The sequence below is a fragment of the Calothrix anomala FACHB-343 genome (assembly GCF_014696435.1).
In the GTDB taxonomy this organism is placed as follows: domain Bacteria; phylum Cyanobacteriota; class Cyanobacteriia; order Cyanobacteriales; family Nostocaceae; genus Aulosira; species Aulosira anomala_A.
In genome coordinates this window covers 1-23,821 of record NZ_JACJQG010000080.1, presented here as the reverse complement: position 1 = coordinate 23,821, position 23,821 = coordinate 1, and the positions used below count along the sequence as shown (strand labels likewise).

The window sequence follows — 23,821 nt, the reverse complement described above, 5'->3', positions numbered from 1 at the left end:
TGGGCGATTTTTTGTACTGATATTAGTTGCTGTATTAAACATACAATGCTTACCCATAACCCTAACCTTTAGGTATGCACTGTTCTGCATTATTCAAAATTCAGGGGAATGGAGAATATCTCAGCTATAGGTGCTGTTATCAGGTTAGCAGATGCGATCGCTCTAGCTGATTGATTCACCTTACATCCAGCTAAATTTCTGACTTCCAGGATTTTGGCTGCTTTCTCCCGATGTGTCATTGTGGAAAAAGCTCCGATTGTCAAAGCTGATAGCAACATCAGCACTTAATTAAAATTTCTACAACCTCAAATTTGCTATGTATCTCAATTAACAAAAAAGTTTGTAACCAAAATAACAGTAACTTAGCTTTTTGCAATTAACACTGAGAATACTAGAGATTAAAGCTGGGATTTTTGCCAATTAAGAATTTTATTTTGGTGCTAAATCAGCTACTTTTGCTATTTACAACTTTTGTAGAGGTGGCTGATTTGCCAGAGCATTGTTGGCTCCGGTGATGATGGTTTATCTATCATATCATAAACCCAGTATTTTGAAAAATTTTTTATCTTTAATTTAATAATGCTAATCGCATCATATTAGCGATCGCTGGATAATATCGCCTTAGCATTTAAAAGCTGTAAGTCTTGCTATATAAAAGCTTACAGCAATTAAATTGGTATATATTAGCCAGATTTCCTAAGAATTATTTTTAATAAGCTTGAGAGGCTTAAGATTTTTTTAATAATATCTATACTGCTGATTTTTTCTGCTGTTAAACAACAAAGTCAATGGTAAAATCTTTCAGTAGTATGAAGTAAATAAACGTTTTCATGCCGAGCAAATGAGGGGTAACACCCATCACTCTCTAGAAAATAAGTAACAAAATGTCTAGTTGCACAATACACAAGTAGAAATCACTATGAAATCACTAAATTTAACTGATAAATGTACTATTTTGGTAGATGACATTAACAGCAAAAATGTAGTATAAATAAAAATGTTGTTCTTTAACGTCAAGGTTACAGAATTTTTCTTGACTAACCTAATCCTTCAGGAGTTTTACTAATTATCTCCTAATTTCATAGTCACTAAATATACAATCTTTTTATCAGGGAACAGTAATTAGATTAGGAGTAAGAAAATTTCTAGAGGACGAAACTGCATCTACCAAGAGCTATCAGGACACTTTTTTCTACCAGTCATCTAAAATCGCCATTGGTAAATTTTTACCTGAGATTAACTGCAAAGCAAAAGCAGCTTGTTCCATCAGTGCTAGTACCACTTAGTCACAACTGTGGAACTTGGGAGACTATCTGAAGAGTTACGCTAAAGCATCACATTCAACTTGATTCACAATCTTCAAGTTTTTGAAAAGGTCAGCTCATGGAAAGAATCATCAGGTTAAATGCAGTCGAAACCTCCAACCAAGGAGAAAATTTGGGGATGAAGCGTTATGATTTCCATCCGCAGAAATATCTTACTCCGCAAAAAGTATCAACATTATCAATTGATTGCAGTGCTGTTGCTATAGCAACTCCCACTGTAACTGTATTAGAAAAATACTGGTATCAAGCAAGCAACTTTATTGAAGATAAATTTTAAAAGTTGCGCAAAACTTTTGTTTTTGTTTGCACCAGTCAAGATTTACTCATAGTGCATTACCAAAATATTGCTGCAAATAATTCAGCAAATGCAAGCAGTATCAAGCTGTTTGCTAATTTCAATTTAAATTACCCCAATTGCAGAACATTAATCGGATAAATTTATCCCCGACAAATAACACTATGAACCAAGAGATTCCTAGCATTAGCAAATTAAAAGACTCGATTCCTCCCGAACAATTTGACCAAGTAGTAGAAGCAATTTTAGCTGGAAAGTATTCCTGGGCTTGTGTTTTAATGCTACGGTTTGCGGGCTACAATCCTTTACATTACATTCCTTACCGTACCTACAATCGGTTACTTAAAGAAAACTCGCTGCTGAATCGCTCAAAGCAGCAGCAAAACCCCAACATAAATTTAAATCAACAATCTCCAGAGAAACGCTCTGAGAAGAATGTTTCTCCTGGCTGTTTAGCCAAAATTAAGGACTTAGCTTATCTAGAAGTTGTGAGCAAACAAAAAACAGAAATGCGTACTCCCAAAGAAAAGTGGTTAGCAAAGTAGATTCAATAACAGCAATCAAATCAAAATTCCAGCGAGAAATTTCTCTACTAGCACTTTGCGAAATGTGTAATTCTTAATTACCTTTTCGCTAGGGATGAGAATATTTCCATTGGATAGTTTATTGACGCCGTGCTGTAATAGATTCTGCTTTCAATCTCTGCAAGTTTTATTTACCCATTTCTGAATTCAATATCTGGAGATTTGCAGTTAATTAAATAGCTGCCTATTTGCCATGCAGATTGAGAATTTATAGCACGGCAGGTTTATAATTATGTTTGGCCTTATATCTAAGGCTTGTAGAAATCTAGCGGACAGATTTGCTTTGTGATACCAAAATTTACAATGTTGAACTTTAGCTTCCCCCTAAAGTAGGGGGACTGCTTTTTGCTCTCTAGAAATATTGATATTGAATTGAGGTGATATTGTGTTCCTGATTATAGCGTATTTAGCCTAATAGTTAAACTGTATATATTATTTTAATCATAGAAAACTCAACAGAAATTAAAAAAATAGTAAGCAAATATTACTCAAAGTTGTATCTAGGTAAAGTTTCTTAAAAAAAGACCATTTTTTATAATGAATTCTGCCAATTTGGCACTAATTAGGCGAGAAAATTTTATAAATTTATAAATGCCAACTGAAAAATAGCTAATTAACCAGCTAATTTCATGCATGGGAACAAAATCAATGATGAGTTCCGCTCGTGAAATATATTCCATGTCTTTGAGAGTAAATAAATCCAACATCAAGACTAAAACTTCGACTGTTGCTGATGGTGGTTCTTTTTCCCAGGAAGCTTGAGCTATAAAAAGTAAAAGTTGTGAATTCTCCCATTCTCAACTTTGAATTGCTCTCACCTAGTTTACAGATGGTGGGAGCGATGCTGATAAAACTTCCTTGACTGTGGTTAGTATGGTTTTATTTCCACAAATCATATTTAGCACTTTTAGCAGGAGTGGAAATTTGAAACAGTGACAGTTAAATTCTCGTCAATGTTGGTGAAGCTTATAGCTCTGAGACTACTATCAAGAAAGTTACCAAAAACCTGGGTCTAAAGCCCCGTCCTTTAAGGACGGCTTTTTGATAGAATTGTGCAAACAGGCAGGGCATTGTCTGTCGGGCGAGATAGTGTAAGACGGGCTATGCCTGCAACTGTTGTTTGAACCCAGAATCCCCACGCCTTTAGGCTGGGGAGTATGTCAAAGCTGTTTAAGAAATTAGCAATTTATATTATTAATACTGGAAGCTCATAATTTGTATGGCTTCCAGTTTTTTATTTGTCATTTGTTAGAGACGCGATTAATTGCGTCTGTACAATAGCCATTTGTTAGAGACGCGATGAATCGCGTCTGTACAAGAGTCATTTGTCAGGATTTTAGGCGATTTACTTTTTGTAAAATAGTTTGGGGCAATTACCAAATTATTTAATCTGTTGTTAATGTTTATTTAATAAAAGGTTAATATTTTACTTTTTACTACTAAAGATAGATGTATAGATAATTATTTGCCAACTTTCATAAGAAAAGGGTGCGCCTAGAGTATAAAAAGTATCAGTTGATCGCTTGTGAATAGAAATAGTAACGGTAATTTCTCAATAATTAGCCTAAAACATAAGTAAAAAGTATATGAAAATTACTTCTTATTATAGATTAAGTAGGTTTCAGAAAAGTTTTACATAAAGTGTAAAGTCAAATTTATTAATTCATATATATAAATAATTTGAGAAAAATTTCTTAGTTGTTAGTAAGTATCAAGTATTATGATAAACCTCTCTAAATCAATTGTTGACCCAGAGGAAATTGTTAACCTCCTCAAAAGCGAAATGAATTTTAAAGATGTTTGTCAAAAAGTTTGGTTTCAAAGATTAATAAATGATACAGCCCAAGAAAGAGGTATAAATGTTACACCAGCAGAGATTGAAGCGGAAGCCCATCGCCAGCGCCGGGAGAAGCATTTAGAAAAAGCTTCAGATACCTTAGCATGGTTAGCAGAGCAGTTGGTTTCTGCTGAGGATTGGGAAATAGGAATTCGCGATCGCTTATTATCAAAGAAGTTAGCCGAAGCATTATTTGCCCAAGATGTAGAGTTATTTTTTATTGAAAATCAGCTTGAATTTGAGCAAGTTAGCCTCTACCAAATCATGGTAGAATCAGAAAAACTCGCGCAAGAAATTTACTATCAAATTGCAGAAGCGGAAATTACTTTTTATGATGCGGCGCATATTTATGATATAGATATGCAACGCCGCAAGCATTGTGGTTATGAAGGTAATATTTATCGGTTTGCGCTGGAGCCAGATATTGCTGCGGCTTTATTTAGCTCTTCTACTGAAGAATTGATCGGCCCTTTAAAAAGCGAGCAAGGTTATCATCTTTTTTGGGTTGATGAGTTTATTCCGGCTACATTAACCCCAGAACGTTATCAAGAAATTCTCAATGATATGTTTAATAATTGGTTACATCAAGAGCTAGAATATATGTTGATTTCTTGAGAAAGATAGATAGAAAGATATAGCTGTTGACCGTTGACTGTTGACTGTTGACAGACTTGAAAAGCTTTTATTGGTATGATTTTATCTTAGCTTGATGTCCTAATTTAGCTGCTACGGCTATATTTATATTTTATATAAGAAAGGGTTTAGCAATGCTAAACCCCTACAGGATATATTTGCTTAGATTACGAATTGGGAATTGCTATTAAAGGCTTAATTTTTGGCTTGTGGTTGTGCAGGAGGAATAGTTACATCTATGGGTGTAACTTGTGCGGATAACTGAGTTAAAGGTGGTTGAATTTCTTTTTGATTTCCGACTACTAAAGTTACCAAACTTTCTGGTTTAAGATATTCCTTGGCTACCCGTTGCACATCGGCGGCTGTGGTGGCGGCTACGGCTTTTTGATAGCGAAAGATAAAATCAGATGGATAACCATAATATTCATATCGCATTAAGCGTGAGATGGTTTGGTTAGGGTTTTCAAAGTTGAAAACAAAGGAATTGAGGGTAGATTCTTTGGCGTAAGCTAGTTCTTGTGGCGTGACTCTTTGAGTTTGCAAACGCTTAATTTCTGCTTGTAAGGCTTTGACGAATTGGACTGTAGTTTGCGATCGCGTTTGTCCCCCAGCAATGAAAAGTCCGGGATAATCGTAACGGGGACTCCATTGACCGTATACTGAATAAGCTAGACCTTGGCGCGATCGCACTTCATTAAATAATCGTCCGCCAAATCCATTCAATACACCATTAACTACATCTAACGCTGCATAATCAGGATTGTCTAACCTTCCGCCTAAATGCCCAATGAAAATATTACTTTGGGTTAACTGCGGCTGATTGACAATAAACACGCCGCCAGTGTTAGCTTGAGTGACTTGTGGTAACTGGGGTTTAGCCAATTTGGGGTTAGGTTTCCAATCGCCTAACTTGGCTTGAATGAGCGATCGCATTTTTTTCGCGTCAAAATCGCCCACAATCCCTAAAATTATATTATTCGGGTAAAAATATTGCTGATAAAACTTCAGCAAATCCTCACGGGAAATCTTCTCTATGGAAGCATACTCTGTAGTCCGCCCATAGGGGCTATCTTTACCATAGATTAATTTGCGGAATTCCCGACTTGCTATAGCATGAGGATCGTCATTACGGCGAGAAATACTACCTTTTTCCTGATTTTTCGCCAAATCTAACTTTTCTTGGGCAAATACTGGCTCCCGCAACACCTCAGTAAATAAGCCAAACACTGTCTCTAAATCTTCTGTTAGTGCTTCAAAACTCACACTACCAGAAGCTTCACCAATTCCAGCTTCTACCGAAGCGGCGCGTTGTTCCAAGATTTGGTTGAGTTCGTCGGGGGAATGCTTCTTCGTTCCCCCAGTTCGCATTACCTCACCTGTAAAGTCAGCCAAGCCAACTTTATCTGCGGGTTCTAGGCGACTTCCCGTGCGTACCAACGCCGTACCGCCTATCAATGGTAACTCGCGATCCTCCATTAAATAAACTACCAAGCCATTGCGCAAGACAAAGCGCTCGTATTTAGGTAACTTAACCTGTGGTAACGGTGGTAACTGCAACTCCGTGTAATGCTTGGCTGCTGCTGTCGCCGCTAAAGAAAAGTTAAAAGTCAAAAGTACAAAGGCAAAAGCAATTACCAAAGCATAAATCAACTTCTTGCCATTTTGGATTCCGAATAACATCTGCCTTTTACTGTGGTACCTGTGGATATTTCTTTTCATCGGTTCTTTGCGGTTCCTCATCCCTGTTTTGACAACAACTTGCCAATTGTGCGATTTTCGGCGGTAAACGATGCTTTTGCTACTCGTTGCACATCAGCAGCCGTGACTGCGGCAATTTCATCCAATTGCTTAAACAAATTCCGCCAAGAGCCAGTTTTTACCTCATATTCCAATAACTGCTGCGCCATGCCCATATTAGAATCGAGGGTACGTAACAAATCGGCTCTAGCTTGGGTTTTTACGCGCTGCAATTCCGCATCAGTGACAGGTTCAGTTTTCAATTTGTCAATTTCTGTGCGTAAACCTGCTGCTAATTCATCAACTGTATGCCCTGGTGCTGTCAGCGCATAAAATAACATTAGGTTTGGGTATTTATCACCAGGAAAACCGCTAAAACCTTGAGCAGCCAAAGCTAATCGCTTTTGTTCTACTAAAGATTTATACAACCGCGATGTCCGTCCATTACTTAATAAACCAGCAATAATTTCATACACAGCATTATCGGGATGGGTAACTGCTGGACGGTGATAACCCTCTAAATACCAAGGTTGGGAAGGTAATTCTACAGTTACTTCTCTGGTTTGCGCCTGTGGTGGTTCTGTAGGGATTGGCTGAACAGCTTTTGTTTTGGCGGGGAAGCGTCCGAAGTAGATTTGCGCTAGTCTTTTGACTTCATTGGGGTTAACATCACCCACAATTGCGATCGCTAAATTACTCGGTACATAATAATTGTTAAAAAACTTTTGCACATCATCCGGCGTCAAATTGCGGATATCCTGGTCATAACCAATCACCGGTCGTCTGTAAGGATGAACTTTATAGGCTGCATCGATAAATTTTTCGATCATTAAGCCGATGGGGGAATTTTCTACCCGCAAACGCCGTTCTTCTAGAATTACCTCTTTCTCTTTATAAAAATCGCGGCTGAGTACAGGTTCCAGAAATCGCTCCGATTCTAAAGACATCCACAATTCCAACTTATTAGCGGGGAAGCTATAAAAATAACGAGTCGCCTCCGTAGAAGTATTGGCATTTAACCCCACACCTCCAGCTTGTTCGACAATTTGCCCCATTTCATTTTGCTTGCTGAGTTTGGTTGCTTGCAATTCCACCCGATCAAATTCGGCTTGTAGCTTCGCCAGTTCCTCTGTTTTACCTGCTGCTTTGGCGGCTCTAATTTGCGTGTCTAACTGTTCCAGTCGGTCTAATAAGGGTTTTTCGGCGTTGTAGTCTTTTGTACCAATGCGCTTTGTACCCTTAAAAGCCAAATGTTCTAGAAAGTGAGCTACACCAGTTTTTCCATCTGGCTCATCTACACCGCCAACATCAGCGTAAGTTAAAAAAGATACTACTGGTGCTTGATGACGTTCTAAAACAATGAACTTCAAACCGTTATCTAGGCGAAACTCCGTCAACTGCTTGATGACGCGATCTAGATAAGGTTGAATCGAAGTTGGAGTTTTGCTAGTTGGCGCTGGAGGTGCTGTAGTTTGGGCTAGCGCCACTTCTGGAAGTAAAGCACTCCACAAAAATGCCAGAGTTAGCAAAGTGACAAACATCCGGTAAAGCATCACGGATAATCTTTGGGAAAAATTGAAAATTGCTCTCCCGCAATTGGGCTGATTCATAAGCGAAAAATACAGTAAAGTTTCATATTAATTCGTAATTACTCATTCGTAATTCGTAATTCAATAGAGATTGATAGCTCATTTATATAAACGACTTGTTTTGTGTTTATGTTTCTTTTGTAGAAGCCAGATAAATAGAAAGCTTCAGATTGATTTATGGTTAAATCTTTGTCACAAAACATGATTACGAATTATGAATTACAACTACGAATTGTTTAATACCTTAGAGGCAGGCTAAGGGAAAGACAGAGCGTTAATCTTGTATTAAGCTTTCTGTGCTTTTTGGATTCGCTGTTAGACAATAATGCTACAAGTCTTGTTCCGGATATCTCCCCATAACTACTATGCGAGTTTTTAATTCTTCTCCTCCCTCAGAGGCACAGACACGTACCCGCATTTTACAAGCGGCACAAAAATTGTTTGCCTCCCAAGGTTTTGATGGTACCACTACCCGCGACTTAGCACAGGCCGCTGGTGTAGCCGAGGGTACTTTGTTTCGTCATTTTCCCAATAAAAAGGCAATTTTGGTAGAGGTGGCGACTAGTGGCTGGGTAGATATTCTCACAGATTTGCTGACAGAATTAAGCGAAATGGGCAGTTATAAAGCCGTAGCCCAAGTAATGCGCCGCCGGATGTGGAATTTGCACAAAAATGTCGATTTAATGAAAGTTTGCTTTATGGAGGTGCAGTTTCATCCAGATTTACGCGATCGCATTCAATCGGATGTGATTGAAAAAATGACAGATGTGGCTGAGGCTTTCTTTCAAACAGCGATGGATAAAGGCATTTATCGCCAAACTGATGCCAAATTAGTGGCTAAGGTATTCTTGGGAATGTTTGCGATCGCCGGCTTTTCCAACAATACCCTCATGGAACCAAACGCCTCTCCCCAAGAAATGCAGCAAATGGCTGAAGGACTCGCGGATATTTTTCTCAACGGCGTACTCGCCAAAGAATAAGAAACTAAATGAGGACAAGGAGGACAAATAATTCAAAATTCAAAATTCAAAATTCAAAATTAAGAATTATATTTTCCCAATGCCCAATGCCCAATGCCCAATGCCCTTTTAACTAATTTGTCTTGCTTGGTAACTCCACTGCTGTACTAACTTGATAGCAGGACACAAATCTCGGCGTTGCATTGTGGCTACTTGCAAGCGGAGAATTTGTTGGTGTAATCGGTGTGTGGGAACCTGCGCTAATTGGGCTACAGAACCAATACCCGCGTGTAACAATAAACCACAATATTGCGTCCCCACAGTGGGAATTCTCGCCAAATCAGCCAAAGCTACCCATTTATTTACATACTGCAGGTGAACTTGTAATTTATTCGCTAACGCCAACTTTGCTTCTGGGGTTTTCCCTTGCTTGACTAATAATCCTGTGGTGGTAATTCCCCAGCTTTGCAATTGAGATTGTTCTTCTAGACTCAATCCCGGTAATTGTTCAATTGGCCAGTCACACCCTTGAATAGTGTTATTACTAGCGGTTTGTTTAGCAGGCATTTCTTGTAATTAAATCAGGGCTGTTGTAACTATTGTGCCGCAGAAAGTTGATGAAGGCAGAAGGTTACAAAGCATGATAATGCAGTTTTATCAGCTATAATTTCTTAATTTTGATTGGCACATCAATATATTTTAGAGGGCATGGCACTGCCATGCCCCTACCATTTGTGCCATTGTTGTTTAAATTAGTAATAAGCGATCGCTCTGGGGAATTGTTCAGGCGATATAGCAGCAAACATAGCATATAACTGTAGGGGCACGGCATCCATAATCTTTTGGTACAGACAATAATATTACTGCTGCCGTGCCCCTAATACCAACAATTGGGTTATGCTAAATATTTGCTTGTTGGCGTTGATAAAGTGACCAGTATAAGCCTTTTTGCTGTAACAATTGCACATGAGTACCGCGTTCGGCAATTACTCCCTGTTCCATCACCAAAATTAAGTCCGCACGCTTGAGGGGGGCGAATCGATGGGCGATGAGAAACACGGTGCGGTTGGCGGAAATTGTTTGCAGGTTTTGCAGTACTTGTTGTTCGGTTTCGCTATCTAAGGCGCTGGTGGCTTCATCTAAGATTAAAATCGGTGCGCTGGAAAGAAACAACCGCGCTAGGGCTATCCGTTGTCTCTGTCCCCCCGATAAAGCTGTACCTCGTTCGCCGACGTTGGTTTCGTAACCGTAGGGTAATTGACTGATAAAATCATGGGCTACGGCTAGTCTCGCTGCTTCTACTACTTGTTCGGCGGTAATATCGGGGTTGCCGAGGGTGATATTTTCTAAGATGGAACCGTTGAATAAAAAGTCTTCTTGCAAAACTACACCAATTTGTTGCCGCAGTGAAGCTAAATCGGCACTTTTGATATCAAAACCATCAATTAAAATGCGTCCTGATTCAATTTGATAAAGGCGTTGCAATAATTTTGAAAGGGTACTTTTACCAGAACCACTACGCCCGACAATCCCGACAAATTGTCCTGGTTCAACGTTAAAAGAAATGCCCCTTAATACTGGTTCTGTACTGGATTGATAACGGAAAAATACTTGTTCAAAAGCAATTTGTCCGTTGAGATTTGGTAATACTAATCCGGTTCCGGCTTCGGCTTCGGGCGCAACGTTAAGAATATCACCGATTCTATCTACAGATAGAAGAACTTGTTGCAAATTCTGCCATAACTGTACTAAACGCAATAGCGGCCCGGTGACTCTTCCTGATAACATTTGAAAAGCGATTAATTGACCAATTGTCAGTTTTTGGTCAATGACTAATTTTGCCCCAAACCAGAGAATTAATAAGGTAGAAAAATTGGTGAGAAAGTCACCTAAATTGCTGCTGATGTTGGAGGTAGTTGAGGCTTTAAAACTGGTGCGAATAAAGCGAGCAAATAAACCTTCCCAGCGATCGCGTGCTGCTGGTTCGGCTGCGTGGGCTTTAACTGAATGTATGCCGGTAACTGTCTCTACTAAAAAGGATTGACTGTCGGCGCTGCGGTTAAAGGTTTCGTTCAGCCAACCCCGTAAAATTGGTGTCGCGACGATGGTTAATGTGGCAAATAATGGCAATACTGCTAAAGCTACAAAGGTGAGGGGGATATTGTAATAAAACATCAATGCTAAATACACCACAGCAAAGACGCTATCTAATATCACCGTTAAGGCTGTACCTGTAAGAAATTGGCGGATTTGTTCGAGTTCTTGGACTCTGGCTACTGTATCCCCGACGCGCCGCGATTCAAAATAAGCTAAGGGTAAGCGCATTAAGTGGCGAAATAACTGCGCTGATAAACTTAAATCTAAACGTCGGGCTGTATGGGTAAAGATAAATAACCGCAGTATGCCGAGTACAGCTTCAAATATCGCTACTAATAAAAGTGCGATCGCCATGACATCGAGAGTTGGTAAACTCTCTTGCACCATGACTTTATCAATCACAACTTGGGTAATTAGCGGTGTAGCTAACCCCAAAAATTGCAATGTTAAAGAAGCTAGCAAAACTTCGCCTAATAATCCCCGATATTTCCAAACGGCGGGTGTAAACCAACTCAGGTTAAATTTTTCTTGCTGAGAAATGAGTTCTACCGTCCAAATTTTCCCATCCCAAGCGGCTTCGACTACAGATTGAGGGAGACTTTCACAAATGCGATCGCTATTTAAAGGATTAGCGATAATTAAGCGATCGCCTTTAATCCCATAGACTACCACCCAAGTAGGACTTTCTTGCCCCGCAGCATACCACTGCATTAAAGCCGGAAATGACAACGAGCGCAAATCACCCCAATCAATTTGCAAACGCTGCAACAATAAGCCTAACTTTTCTCCTGCTTCCACAACATTTTTCGGGCGCTGTCCCCGCAGTTGGCGTTGTACCCATTCCAACTTCACCGCATTATCCAAATGCTGCGCCACCATCGTTAAACAAGCTGCGGCTGTATTCCCACTCGCCACAAACGGATAGTTATAACTAGGGGCATGGGGCTGGGGATTAGGGGCTAGGGGTTGGGAGTTAGGGGCTAGGGGCTGGGGGCTAGGGGCTAGGGAATTATCTATTCCTCCTTGTCTCCCTTGTCCCCCTTGTCCCCCTTGTCCTCCTTGTCCCCCTTGTCCTCCTTGTCCTCCCTGTCCCCCTTCCCCTTGTCCTTCAAAAAACCCCGCCATTTCTGGCGTTAAAACTTCCGCCCAAAGTGTAGTTTCCCAACAAACCACAATGACTTCTTTACTAGCAGCAACAGCTTTGCATTCTACAGATAATTTTTGTAAGTCACCAAACCAGTCTCCTGGTTGTAAAGCTGCTAATGGCTTGCCAATTTCTTCTTCGCGCAAGCGAACTTTACCAGTGACAATAAAAAACTGGTAACCTCCAATGGCGTTTGACCAAATTTTTTCTCCCAGGCGATACCGACGAATTTCTGATTGATTTTGTAATCGGGATTGTTGTTCAGAAGTTAGCCAGCATAGCGGCGGTTGATTCCACGGTACAGAAGCTAGCACGTTAATTTTTAGAGAGTGATTATCCAGAATTTTTATTTCACTTGTAACTTGACTGTCAGCTTTTGAATTTTTTCTGCTAGCCATTTTTCAAACAACTCATTTTGTAGTGTTTGCTTTAGTTGAGTATCTTCTAAAGAGGCTGGCAAAAATTGTTCTACTCGAAACAAACCATAACGTCCTTCAATTTCTATTGGGCCAATCAATTCTCCGGGATTTGCTGCGTCAATAGCGGCTCTGACGATATCTGGTAATGTGCCGCGACTAATGGCTCCCATCATGCCGTTAACAATGCGATCCTCTGTTAATGAATATTCTTTAGCTAGTTGTTCAAAGCTGCCTCCTTCTTCAATTTGTGTATGTAATTCCTCGCTCAGTTCGCGATTATCCACAAATATTCTCGAAATTACTACCCTATCTAAATATATTTTACGTTCAATGAAATATTCTGGTAGTTTAGGCTCAGTAACTAACGCTCTCAATTTTTCTAGTTTAAAATTAAAAGCAATTGATGAATGAAATGTTTGGTAATCCGTGCCATTTTTCTTGAGCCATTCTTGAAAAGTTTGCGGATCTGTGAGTTGATTTTTTAGGCGAAAATCAATAATTGCTTGTTCTGTTAAAGCCGAACTGATATCAATATCATCTCTGATGTTGATTTCTTGGTCAATGATGTACTGACGAATAATTTCCCCAATAAACTGAGTCAACTTTCCCGATGCTTGGAGATATTTTACTGCTTGTTCTAGAGAAATTGGTTGTTCGTTTACAGTTAAAAATGATAAAGGTTCCATAAATTTATTACGAATAAAAATAATCAGTGTTTTATCGAATTTCAACTGTAATAATATAGAGATTATCTAATTTTATTGGTTATATTGCATACCAAAATCTCTATAAAACAAATTAGTAAATTAGTTTGCGTTGGCATAAATACCTAAATCAGTCTTTAGCTAGAGAAAAATAGTGAAGTTATTTGTATAGCTGTTGACAGTTGACAGTTGACAGACTTAAAAACCTTTTAGTATCAGGGTTTTATCTTAGGTTGATGTCCTAATCTATCTGGCTACAGCTATATCTCTAGAACTCAACTAGATATTTGACATTTACATAGAAATGCCAAATTATCTGTAACCATCAAAAATGGCTAAAGACTGACGATAAATAACACCCGTAAAAATTGATTTAAATTGTGCGCCCCAATTAATTTAAAGCGGCGGGAAACTCTATCCCCTTGTGGCATTGAGCATTGGTAATTTCTTCACCATGCCCCATGACGGCAGTTGCTTCAAGCCGGGGAACCCGTCCAACGCACTGCCTCCCCCATGCCCCTTGCCCAACAACTCCATCCCCTTGTGGGTGGAGTTTTTCATTAAGCAATAAATAAGCCCCAGATGTAGGCAATTAACATAGCTGCGATCGCACCGATGAATGTATTGAGAACATTCACTAATTCATTAGTGAGCCAGGTGTATCGAGATTGCAGGGTAGCACCAATGACACTTTCTAAGCTAGTGGCAATCAAAGCCGCGATCGCACACCAAACTACACCTAACAAAGATATCAAACCGACTCCCCAACCGAGAATTGCGATCGCAATTGAAGCCACTACCCCGGCTAAAGTCCCCTCTAAACTGACAGCGCCTTCTGTTCCGCGAGGTACAGGTTGCATAGTGGTAATCAAAAAAGTTCGTTTACCGTAAGCTTTACCCACCTCACTAGCACAAGTGTCAGAAAGTTTGGTACTAAAACTCGCCACATAGCCCAACACCAGTAGAGACTCGAGACTAGCGACTACAGACTGAGGAACAGCAGCAAATAATCCAGCATTTAAAGCACCAATTCCCAAAGCACAAAGCGCCGCAACCAACGCCGAACCCCAGACATTTTCCGGGCCTCTTGCGCCAGAACGCTTTTCAGCAATTCCTTCGGCTTCTTTTTGCGCTATACCTATCCGCGTCACACCAGAACCCACTAAAAAATAGAATCCGACTACCAGATACCCTTGCCAACCCAATGTTCCCCAAATAATCGCACCCAAAACCCAAGCATGGAAGATTCCCGCAGGAGTGAGCAGCTTTTTAGGAGCAATCCAAACTAAACCCAAAAGTATTGCGTTTAATCCGACTCCCACCAACCAAGGATTTGCAGAATCAAAGAAAGAGAGCATCAGTAATACATCTCATTTAGTGTGGACTGATGATCAACAGAATAGCGAAATTCGCGCTTTACTGCTTGATCCTCTCCACCCCATAATCCAACAATTACAGATATTCTCTTGTCTTTCCGGATAAAGTTCATATTGGGCATGGGGCATGGGGCATGGGGCATTGGGCATTGGGCATTGGGCATGGGGCATTGGGTGAATAGTGAGCAAAGGGAGAAGAGACGCAGAGGGGCAGAGGGAGAGCATCTATATAATTTTCCTCCTCTGCTTCCTCTGCTTCCTTGTCCCCCTTGTCTCCCTTGTCTCCCTTGTCCCCTTCCCTAACCCCTAGCCCCTAGCTCCTAGCTCCTTTAAGATAGATAGCAATAATCAGTACTAGTGTTCTAGGCGAAAACTATGAGCGCAACTTTATTTCATCTTGCTTTCCCAGTCAGCAACATTGCTCAAACCAAAGCATATTATGTAGATGGTTTGGGCTGTATTCCCGGAAGAGAAAATCCCCATGCTTTAATACTTAATTTATACGGTCATCAGTTAGTAGCTCATACCACTAAGGAACCTTTGACACCCCAACGCGGTATTTATCCCCGACATTTTGGGCTAGTGTTTACTGCCGAACAAGATTGGCAAGAGTTACTAGAAAGGGCACAACAGCACCAACTACCTTTTCGAGAAGAACCGAAAAACCGCTTTGTAGGTATGCCTTTAGAGCATCGCACTTTCTTTTTAGAAGATCCGTTTTATAACTTAATGGAATTTAAATATTACCGTCACCCAGAGGCGATTTTTGGCGGTGCTGAGTATTCGCAAATTGGGGATAGGACTTAAGGGAACTCCAAAAAATAAATTATCCCAATTTCTGGACTCAACACGACTGTTCCTCCCCCCTGCTCCCTGCTCCCTGCTCCCCTGCCCTCAATGCGATCGGATATTTTTTAGTTGCAAGTCCCTAATCGGCTGGCTTAATGTCTCTGCTACTACTGCCAAACACCGGGAATCTGACAGCATCCAAGGGTGTAAAGCTACTGGCAATATTACCTCGTTACCTACGGGTAATTGGGAACTCTTAGCGGGGACAATCATCAAATCATAAGGAGTCCAGATTGATGTAAAGTTTATCTCCTGCAACATCGCCACATCAGAATTTAAATCTTGCAGAAAAGCACTTTTAGGACGCATTTGCACGCAACCAGGCCGCATTGAGCCATAAGCTATCACAGTACCTTGATGGGGCGAAGAAAGGGTGATAAACCTCTGTACGCGCTTAATTCCCTCTAGGCGCTGGATATAGTAACGACTGACAATTCCGCCCATACTGAAACCAACTACATCTAGTGGTTGTTCTGGGGAAAATTCTCTGTCTACATAATCCCTTACCTGCTTTGCTAACTCATCTAAACCTTTAGCACCGTTATTGGGGACTAAATCTAAAGCATATACAGACCAACCTTGTTCTTTTAAATACTTGCCCATCCGGTAGAAAACTGCTCCCGTATCATCAATACCATGTACTAACAACACAGGATTTCGTTGCTGATTTTGATTGTTCGTTACCATATTTGTGCTTGATTTCTCCTGTACAAAATTTAACCGAGCCTGATTGCTGCTGAAAAATTATCTATGACAGTCTCTTTACTGGTTAAAAGACAACAACTGTACTTAGTGGAAATTCATAATTACACAAATAAATAATTGTTAATTTTTGTTAAGCCACCTATCAGAATCTTGCTCTCAGTTACCGTAAAATTTAATAATTAATTCTTAGTGTATGCATTGTATTCAGGTTATGAGCGCGATCGCAAATCAGGCGAAAACGCTTGCGCTGTATTATTACTACAATGTTGATTAAGTAAAAACCTTATATAGGTTGTCATCGATCGCTCAGATGACGCAAAGTAAAAAAATGTAAAATAATGTCGTAATTTTTAATAATTACGGTAGAAATTCTCAATTATAAAGGCAGGAGCAATTGTAATGGATTTTATCAAAAAGTTGATTTCGGGCATTGTCAGTTTCCTGACTGGACTCTTACCAGGAAAAAATAAGAAAAGCAACGGCTACTACTTGGAACTAGATGAAGCTAAAGACACAGCCAAGAAAGCAGCAGCAACAGTAGTAGACAATACTAAGAAGGTAGCAGAAACAGTTACAGCAGCAGCACCAGCAGCACCAAAAGCAGAATCCTTAAACGGTACAAAAGCTGCTGCGAAGAAAAAATCAGCTAAGGAAGCAAAACCAGCTGATGTACAACTAGTTCAAACTGCGCAAGGTTTGAAGATTGAACCAGGTAAGAATGAAAAAGCTGCTGCTGCTAAAGTAGTTAAAGAAGAACCAAAAGAAACCACTTTTGCACCCAAGTATGTTGCTGCTACTTCTGGTAGCACTAACGGTCGCCGCCGTCCTGGAGCTAATATGAGTTCTTACTTGGATCTTGCACTTCAAGTTAAAACTTCTAAATAAATTGACTTGCTTGGCTCGCTAATTATCCTCATCTCGATTGTGAGTAAGGTGAGAAAATACGAGTCCACTATATAAATGAAATGCTGGGTCCCAGTTAGTCTTATCCCTACGGAACAGGTGAATGTGAGACTGGATGTTACCCAGCATTTCTGTATGGTCTAAGATAGTTTCCGCAAAAGGTGTAAAATCTGACCAAACTTTGATTTGTGGTAGTTGTTGGTCAAGCCATTCTAGTAAGAAATTCCAGTTAATTCTGATAGTATTTTGGCTAGCTTGAGGTGCAATCTCTAAGCCTTTTTGAAATTCATAGCTTTTATCAGCCAGTCGTAAAATACAACTCCTACCAGGTAGATGTAAATCACAAAACTGTGCATAATCTTGGGTTTTAGTTTTGCGTTCTATTTGGTAACGGGCATCAACATCCACAACTTGCTCAAAAATAGGTAATAGTCCGACTACCCGTGCTTTAACTTCTGACCATTTAAAAGTTAAAGAACCAACTTGATTTGCGGGGTTGCGACAAATAACAGTAGTATTAGCACCAGCCTCAAAAAAATAATTCGCCTGAAATACACGAATTTGCCCAATCGCCGCAATTTTTGCCCAGAAGCAGGGAATACCCGATTGTTGTAATTGCGTACCGTAAAACTTCAATTCTCCAATTTGTCCAGTGCGATATAACTTCCAGCCGCGACTGGGTAAAGTTAGCCTTGCAGTATAATTATCAATTTGGAATATCTGAGCAAATTTAGGCGCTAATTGGGTTTTTAATTGATTATTTAGAGGTTCTAATACCAGTACACCTAATTCTATATTGCTAGGGTCTGTTGTCGCCTCAATAATAGCTCTTTGTCTAGCTTCTTGCTCAATTTCTTGCAATCGCTGCAAACCCTGACGCGCTAGTGTCAAAATTTTGGTATTTGTAGTACTTCGCAGCAAGTTTCGGTAAACTTTTTCTGCATTCTTATACTTTTTTGATACTTCATGCAGCCTTGCTAGATAAAATTGCACCCAAGGATTATCAGGTGATTCATCTAACAAGGTTTTGAGTAATTTAGCAGCAGTGTGATAATCTTTACGCTCAAAAGCTGCAGCAACTTGTTCAATCATCACTTTATTTACACCCACACTGGAAGAATGTCTCGTCGCGGCTTGGCGTGAGATATACATCCTTTATACTTCACAGGCTGCGGAAACTAGTGATAAAGCCACTATTGGCGCTGTGACAGCTCGCAAAATCCGCCGCCCTAGAGATACTGCTTGAAATCCAGATGCGATCGCATTATCAACTTCTAGCTGCGTCCATCCACCTTCCGGGCCTGTGGCGATAATAATTTCTTTGTCAATTGGTTGCGGTAAGCAATCCTTGAGGTGCGGAAAATTACCACGGGCTTCACAGATATATTTTTGGCTACTTGTCAATTTTAAACTACTACTAAAAGCCACAGGTTCTAAAATTGTCGGCACAAACGCTCGCTCTGACTGTTCTGCAGCTTCCGCCGCAATCCGCCGCCAGCGTTCGAGTTTTTGTGGACTAGGTTGCAATAAAGTGCGATCGCTCAAAACAGGGGCAATAGTTGTAACTCCTAACTCCGTACAACACCGGACTACTTCATCAAACCCATTACCTTTAGGTAAAGCTATCAGTAGGGTAACGGCTACAGGTAACTCAGTTTCGACTACCAAAGGTTCTAAAACCTGTCCTTGTTCCCCTGCTAGCTGGGTTAACCACCATTTACCCTTACCATCCATTGCAATAAAGCGATCGCCTTCACGCAAGCGCAATACTCGTGTTAAATAGTGTTGTTGCTCTTTGGTGAGTGCAATTTGTCCTTGTTGGAGTTGAGAAGGTGCGATCGCTATTCGTTGCAGTTGAGACATAATAATTCGTAATTTTTATTGTTTACGAACCCCCGTAGGGGCGGGGTTTCCCCGCCCTTGTGAAGGTTTCAATGTTACGTTTTAGATTGCAGTTTGGTATGAGAGAGAATTTTTCCAGAAATAAAAATAAACGCCGATATTTTATATAATCGACGTTTATCAGTAGTTAATTTGTTTAGACCAATTCGCTATGATGCACTTAATATTTATTGAATGAACCGCCAAGAACGCCTTCGCGTTAGCGTCTCGTTCGCGCAGCGTCTCCCCTTGGGAGAAGAGAAGAACGCCAAGAGAAAAGAAGCAATTATTAAGTGCAAGTGTATAGAGAATTGGTATTAGTAGTTGCTGGGAAAATTTCTCTTCCCTAGCCCCTAGCCCCTATTTCTCCAGATTCTGGAAATAAGCTTCTAACGCCTCATGTACCAATTCGGTCATCGGTCTACCTTGACTGCTGGCGGCGTCTTTGAGCTTATTGTATACCTCATGTTGCAAGCTGACACGGCGGCGAGTCTTATAAGTAGCAATGGTAGTGTTTTCAATCGCTACTTCTTGTCCTTCACTGTCTGCGGTTCGTGAATCGGCTATTGCTTCCACTAAACCGTCGCTATCGTCTGTAATATCTGAATTTGCCACGGATTGTACTGTGTAATTAGCTGCAAACTCGCGGATAGCATCAAAACCGACGCGATCGCAAAAATCACCAAAGCTTTCTTCTGCGTTTTTCGCCTGCTTAAAGTAAACGAAAATTGGCTCTAGTTGGGTTTCTAAATCGTTGTGGTGTAGCCTTTCCATGTAAGGCTGGGCTAACCGCGTCTGATGGGGCGAACCGCCTAACCATACTTGGTAACTTTCTGGGGCGCTTCCCACAAAAGCTAATTCCGCCATGTAAGGACGAGCGCAGCCATTAGGACAGCCTGTCATCCTTACCACAAATTGCTCATTTTGTAAACCAACTTTATCGAGAATCGTGCTAATCCGGTCTAAAATACCGGGAATTGCTCTTTCTGATTCGGTGATGGCTAAACCGCAGGTAGGTAAAGCTGGACAAGCCATTGCTAACCTTTCTAAGCGGTCTATTTTACTAGGGTCGGAGATAACGCCACAACGGTCAAGAATTGCTTGAATTGCGGCTTTATCTGCTGGTGCAATTTCGTAGAAAATCAGGTTTTGGTGGGCTGTGAGGCGGATAGGTAAGTTAAATTGCTCCACAATTTCCCTTAAGGCAGTTTTCAGTTGAAAAGCACCTTCATCTTTTACCCGACCGTTATCAATGGAAATGCCTAAGAATAGCTTGCCATCGCCTTGTTCGTTCCAGCCCAAAAAGTCATGATATTTAAATTCTGGCAGTTCTTTAGAAGGAGCGATCGCTTTGCCAAAATATTCTTCGACTTTGGCGCGGAACTTCTCTACACCCCAATCGTGCAGTAAATATTTTAATCGAGCGTGGCGGCGGTCAGAGCGATCGCCATAATCTCGCTGGGTAGCAACAATGGCTTTGACGATGTCGTAAACATCTGCTTTGGCGACATAGCCAATCGGATCGGCTAGTCTAGCAAATGTTTCTTCTTTGTTATGTGTCCGCCCTAAACCACCACCAGCAAATACGTTAAAACCTTCTAATTCGCCTTTTTTATTGGTAATAACAACCAAAGTTAGGTCTTGGGAATATAAATCAATAGAATTATCCCCTGGCACTGTCACACAAGCTTTAAACTTGCGGGGCATATAGTAAGTGCCATAAAGAGGTTCTTCGGAATTGTTGATTAATGTCCCGTTAGTATCGCTTTGTCTGGCTGCTTTTACCTCTGGGCTTTCTTCCGCGCTAATTGCTTTTTCGCCATCTAGCCAAATTTCGTAATAAGCACCGGTTTGGGGCGATAACAAGTCAGCAATATTTTGGGCATATTCCCAAGCATACTGATATTCTGGGCGATTTTTAAAAGGTACGGGGGGAGCCATGACGTTGCGGTTAACATCGCCACAAGCACCCAAAGTAGAACCGAGATTGTTGACGATAGAAGCGATCGCAGTTTTGAGATTTTTCTTTAAAATCCCATGTAACTGAAACCCTTGACGGGTAGTAGCTCGTAAAGTATGGTTACCATATTCATCAGACAGCTTATCCAAAGCTAGATATAGCTGCGGCGGTACTAAACCACCCGGATTTTTCGTCCGCAGCATAAACTGGTAATCTTTCTCCTGCCCCTTGACGCGATTATCACGGTTATCTTGTTGATAAGACCCGTGAAACTTCAGCAACTGCACTGCATTTTCGCTAAAGTGAGTTGTATCCTGAAGTACTTCAGTGGCTACAGGTTCACGCAAAAAATTACTGTTTTCCTTGATTCCTTCTACTTTGGAAGGCTTGCGGCTAGCGATCGGGGAAGGAGGAGATTTAACCATTAGAGTTGTAGACTGTTCTTAATAAGGCATCAGTAGACGCCGAAGCTGCAAATTTGAAAGCACCTTTTCGGCCAGGTGATCCCCGGATATCCGGTCGGAATTATGAGGAATATTTTATTCTAACATGACAAAAAGCTGGCCTTGTTAGTGACGCAACACTTAACAAAACCAGCATACCAGTATATCTGGTTGTGCCAAACTTTCAGATCGGGAACTTTAGAACAAACAACTCCCTCAACTAGCTAATCTGACACCTTTTTGCAAACCTATAAAATACTTCAATCCCTGGGTAAATCTTTCCAGACTGAAGCATGAAAAAAATTATCCCATGCCCCATGCCCTATGACGCCACTTGCTTCAAGCCGGGAAACCCGTCCAACGCAGTGGCTCCCCCATGCCCCATGCTCTATCTAAACCGATAACCTACACCACCTTGAATGCTGACAGCTGAAGCTGGGCTATTTTGGTAAGTCTTCATACCTAGTGTGGTGTTACCGTAGAGCATGAAGTTTTTAGCAACTTCAGATTCTACACCAGCAGTCAGAGCTACACCATCGCGATCGCCTAGAGGAGTTTGTTTACCATCAGTTTCCACAAAAGAATAACCACCAGCTAAGTAAACGTTAGTTCCTTTAGCAATTGGTGCGTCTATAGAAACTTGAGGAATAATTGCAGTCGTCTCATCAGTAAATAAGATTTGAGTACGTGCAGAAAAGGGAGTAGGTCCTAATTTTAAACGGCCTGTAACGTTACCACCAAATTGAGCATCTTGACCAGCTTGTCCGCCATTAGTTACACCACCTGCAACACCAGCACCAATATAGCTAGCATCAGTACCTTTTTGTGTTTGTGCAGAAGCTTGACCTGCATTCATCAAAAGAGGAGCAATTACTACAGAAGACAACGCAGAAATTGTCAAAGCAGACTTAAGTAAACCTTTCATAATTCGCACCAAATATTGTTTTTTTGCTGTTAAATTAAAAGTCGCATTCTAATAAAAAAGGTTCCAAGATTTTTTCATTTTCTACTAAATTTCTGTCTCTATTGATGCTGGTACGTTTCCAGCCCTGTATTAATCTGAACTGATAATAGTGGCGCTATAATTACAAGCTTTTTGAGAATTATCCGGGAGTTTTTCTAAAAGGTAGACGCTTTGATAACTGGCACAATAAATATCAATAGTGATGAGATTTCAAAGCCAGGATAAAAAATGATTTAACCCTTAATTAGGATATTTCCATATAAGCTGAAATATGAGGTTGTAACAGCTATTGCAACAAGCTCTAGAGGGAATCTATAAAGTTAAGTTTTAGAGACTTCTATGGAGATTGAATAATGCTAGCCGCTACAAAAACGTTATCTGGATTGATGGGTTTATGTGTCGGTGATGCGTTGGGTGTGCCGGTGGAGTTTACCAGCCGCGCTGAACGAGTTCAATCTCCAGTCACAAAGATGTTGGGTTATGGCACGTGGAATCAGCCACCAGGAACTTGGTCAGATGACAGTTCTTTGACGTTTTGCTTGGCAGAAAGTCTTTGTAGAGGGTATTCCTTAGATGCTATAGCTAATTCCTTCTGGCGCTGGTATAAAGCCGCTTATTGGACTCCTAGAGGTCAGCTATTTGATATTGGCAATACCACCCATGCCGCAATTATGCGTCTGAAACAGGGTATTTTGCCCCGGGAAGCCGGGGGAAAAATCGAAAACACCAATGGTAATGGTTCGTTGATGAGAATCCTGCCAATGGCTTATTGCCACAAAATCTTGACCTATAACGAATTAATTTCGCGGGTACATGATGTTTCAGCCATTACCCATGCTCATGCGCGATCGCTCATGGCTTGTGGTATTTATATTACAATCGCCGTTGCCCTGTTAGAAGGAGCTGACCCGCAAACAGCTTATTTACAAAGTTTAGAGAAAATTCAAGCTATTTATTCTGTACGAGACTATTTGCTAGAAAAACCCCATTTTAGCCGCATCTATACTGGTGAAATCCATAAACTGCCCGTAGAAGAGATTAATTCTGGCGGCTATGTCATCGATACCCTAGAAGCAGCATTATGGTGTTTTTTAAATAGTTCATCTTATTCTGATGCAGTATTAACAGCAGTTAACTTAGGCGGCGATACAGATACGACTGCGGCGGTAACTGGCGGTTTAGCCGGAATTTACTACGGAATAGAGAGTATTCCCCAAGCATGGATTAACCAAATTGCCCGCAAACAAGACATTATTAACCTAGCAAATCGGTTTGCGGCAGCTGTCTATAGTCAATAGTCAACCGTCAACGGGAGCATCCCAAATGTGCAAAAACGCCCTCACCCTATAAGGGTGGGGCTAGAAATACGAAGCCTGCCTTCGCAGGCTATCAAACTTTTAGCCTGCGAAGGCAGGCT

19 protein-coding genes and 1 pseudogene are annotated in these 23,821 nt (G+C 40.8%); 7 read left to right on the top strand and 13 right to left on the bottom strand.

From position 1 onward, the window contains the following. Nucleotides 1-89: 89 nt before the first annotated feature. Entirely contained in the window at nt 90-239 is a 150-nt protein-coding gene (locus tag H6G08_RS31635; protein WP_190550414.1) for a hypothetical protein, read from the bottom strand. 1,144 nt (nt 240-1,383) lie between these two features. Here H6G08_RS31635 and H6G08_RS31630 point away from each other — a divergent pair. From H6G08_RS31630 to H6G08_RS31620, 3 genes and pseudogenes are all read left to right on the top strand, one after another. Beyond that, on the top strand, nt 1,384-1,602 hold the full coding sequence (locus tag H6G08_RS31630) for a hypothetical protein (protein WP_096645363.1): 219 nt from the start codon (nt 1,384-1,386) through the stop codon (nt 1,600-1,602). A 182-nt stretch (nt 1,603-1,784) separates the two neighbouring features. Continuing rightward, nucleotides 1,785-2,156, top strand: a pseudogene (locus H6G08_RS31625) (HetP family heterocyst commitment protein); the annotation flags it as partial. A 1,768-nt stretch (nt 2,157-3,924) separates the two neighbouring features. Continuing rightward, nucleotides 3,925-4,656, top strand: a complete 732-nt coding sequence (locus H6G08_RS31620; RefSeq protein WP_190550410.1) for a peptidylprolyl isomerase — start codon at nt 3,925-3,927, stop codon at nt 4,654-4,656. 213 nt (nt 4,657-4,869) lie between these two features. Here the strand turns inward: H6G08_RS31620 and H6G08_RS31615 are convergent, their stop codons facing one another. Next, nucleotides 4,870-6,354 (bottom strand): M16 family metallopeptidase, encoded by a 1,485-nt coding sequence (locus H6G08_RS31615; protein ID WP_190550409.1) that lies wholly within the window; start codon nt 6,352-6,354, stop codon nt 4,870-4,872. A 56-nt stretch (nt 6,355-6,410) separates the two neighbouring features. Next, complete coding sequence (locus H6G08_RS31610) at nt 6,411-7,964, bottom strand: M16 family metallopeptidase (protein WP_242046354.1); 1,554 nt, start codon at nt 7,962-7,964, stop codon at nt 6,411-6,413. Nucleotides 7,965-8,365: 401 nt separating this feature from the next. Between H6G08_RS31610 and H6G08_RS31605 the strand changes: the two genes are divergently transcribed. Further along, a complete protein-coding gene (locus tag H6G08_RS31605) occupies nt 8,366-8,980 on the top strand; it encodes a TetR/AcrR family transcriptional regulator (protein WP_096645359.1) in 615 nt (204 codons plus the stop codon). A 108-nt stretch (nt 8,981-9,088) separates the two neighbouring features. Here H6G08_RS31605 and H6G08_RS31600 read toward each other — a convergent pair whose 3' ends face one another. The 5 genes from H6G08_RS31600 to H6G08_RS31580 all read right to left on the bottom strand — a co-directional run bounded on the left by H6G08_RS31600 (nt 9,089) and on the right by H6G08_RS31580 (nt 14,842). Continuing rightward, complete coding sequence (locus H6G08_RS31600) at nt 9,089-9,526, bottom strand: DUF4332 domain-containing protein (protein WP_190550404.1); 438 nt, start codon at nt 9,524-9,526, stop codon at nt 9,089-9,091. Nucleotides 9,527-9,859: 333 nt separating this feature from the next. Then, nucleotides 9,860-12,598, bottom strand: coding sequence for a type I secretion system permease/ATPase (locus tag H6G08_RS31595; RefSeq protein WP_190550402.1), 2,739 nt, complete (start codon nt 12,596-12,598; stop codon nt 9,860-9,862). Further along, complete coding sequence (locus tag H6G08_RS31590; protein ID WP_190550400.1) at nt 12,547-13,305, bottom strand: peptidylprolyl isomerase; 759 nt, start codon at nt 13,303-13,305, stop codon at nt 12,547-12,549. The genes H6G08_RS31595 and H6G08_RS31590 overlap by 52 nt, the downstream gene beginning before the upstream one ends. Nucleotides 13,306-13,883: 578 nt before the next feature. Continuing rightward, nucleotides 13,884-14,681: a TIGR00297 family protein gene (locus tag H6G08_RS31585; RefSeq protein ID WP_190550398.1), complete on the bottom strand. Its 798-nt coding sequence runs from the start codon at nt 14,679-14,681 to the stop codon at nt 13,884-13,886. Next, complete coding sequence (locus H6G08_RS31580) at nt 14,681-14,842, bottom strand: hypothetical protein (protein WP_190550396.1); 162 nt, start codon at nt 14,840-14,842, stop codon at nt 14,681-14,683. The genes H6G08_RS31585 and H6G08_RS31580 overlap by 1 nt, the downstream gene beginning before the upstream one ends. A gap of 232 nt (nt 14,843-15,074) precedes the next feature. Between H6G08_RS31580 and H6G08_RS31575 the strand changes: the two genes are divergently transcribed. Next, complete coding sequence (locus H6G08_RS31575; protein WP_190550394.1) at nt 15,075-15,506, top strand: VOC family protein; 432 nt, start codon at nt 15,075-15,077, stop codon at nt 15,504-15,506. 87 nt (nt 15,507-15,593) lie between these two features. Here H6G08_RS31575 and H6G08_RS31570 read toward each other — a convergent pair whose 3' ends face one another. Further along, complete coding sequence (locus H6G08_RS31570; RefSeq protein WP_190550392.1) at nt 15,594-16,235, bottom strand: esterase/lipase family protein; 642 nt, start codon at nt 16,233-16,235, stop codon at nt 15,594-15,596. 417 nt (nt 16,236-16,652) lie between these two features. Here H6G08_RS31570 and H6G08_RS31565 point away from each other — a divergent pair, with 417 nt between their 5' ends. After that, a complete protein-coding gene (locus H6G08_RS31565; protein ID WP_190550390.1) occupies nt 16,653-17,138 on the top strand; it encodes a hypothetical protein in 486 nt (161 codons plus the stop codon). 18 nt (nt 17,139-17,156) lie between these two features. Here H6G08_RS31565 and H6G08_RS31560 read toward each other — a convergent pair whose 3' ends face one another. From H6G08_RS31560 to H6G08_RS31545, 4 genes are all read right to left on the bottom strand, one after another. Further along, a complete protein-coding gene (locus H6G08_RS31560) occupies nt 17,157-18,248 on the bottom strand; it encodes a tetratricopeptide repeat protein (RefSeq protein ID WP_190550434.1) in 1,092 nt (363 codons plus the stop codon). A 63-nt stretch (nt 18,249-18,311) separates the two neighbouring features. Further along, complete coding sequence (locus H6G08_RS31555) at nt 18,312-19,019, bottom strand: 16S rRNA (uracil(1498)-N(3))-methyltransferase (RefSeq protein WP_190550388.1); 708 nt, start codon at nt 19,017-19,019, stop codon at nt 18,312-18,314. Nucleotides 19,020-19,397: 378 nt separating this feature from the next. Further along, complete coding sequence (gene sir / locus H6G08_RS31550; protein ID WP_190550387.1) at nt 19,398-21,422, bottom strand: sulfite reductase, ferredoxin dependent; 2,025 nt, start codon at nt 21,420-21,422, stop codon at nt 19,398-19,400. Nucleotides 21,423-21,828: 406 nt separating this feature from the next. Next, nucleotides 21,829-22,365, bottom strand: a complete 537-nt coding sequence (locus H6G08_RS31545; protein WP_190550384.1) for an outer membrane beta-barrel protein — start codon at nt 22,363-22,365, stop codon at nt 21,829-21,831. Between the two features lie 392 nt (nt 22,366-22,757). Here H6G08_RS31545 and H6G08_RS31540 point away from each other — a divergent pair, with 392 nt between their 5' ends. Further along, nucleotides 22,758-23,702 (top strand): ADP-ribosylglycohydrolase family protein, encoded by a 945-nt coding sequence (locus tag H6G08_RS31540; protein WP_190550382.1) that lies wholly within the window; start codon nt 22,758-22,760, stop codon nt 23,700-23,702. Nucleotides 23,703-23,821: the final 119 nt, after the last annotated feature.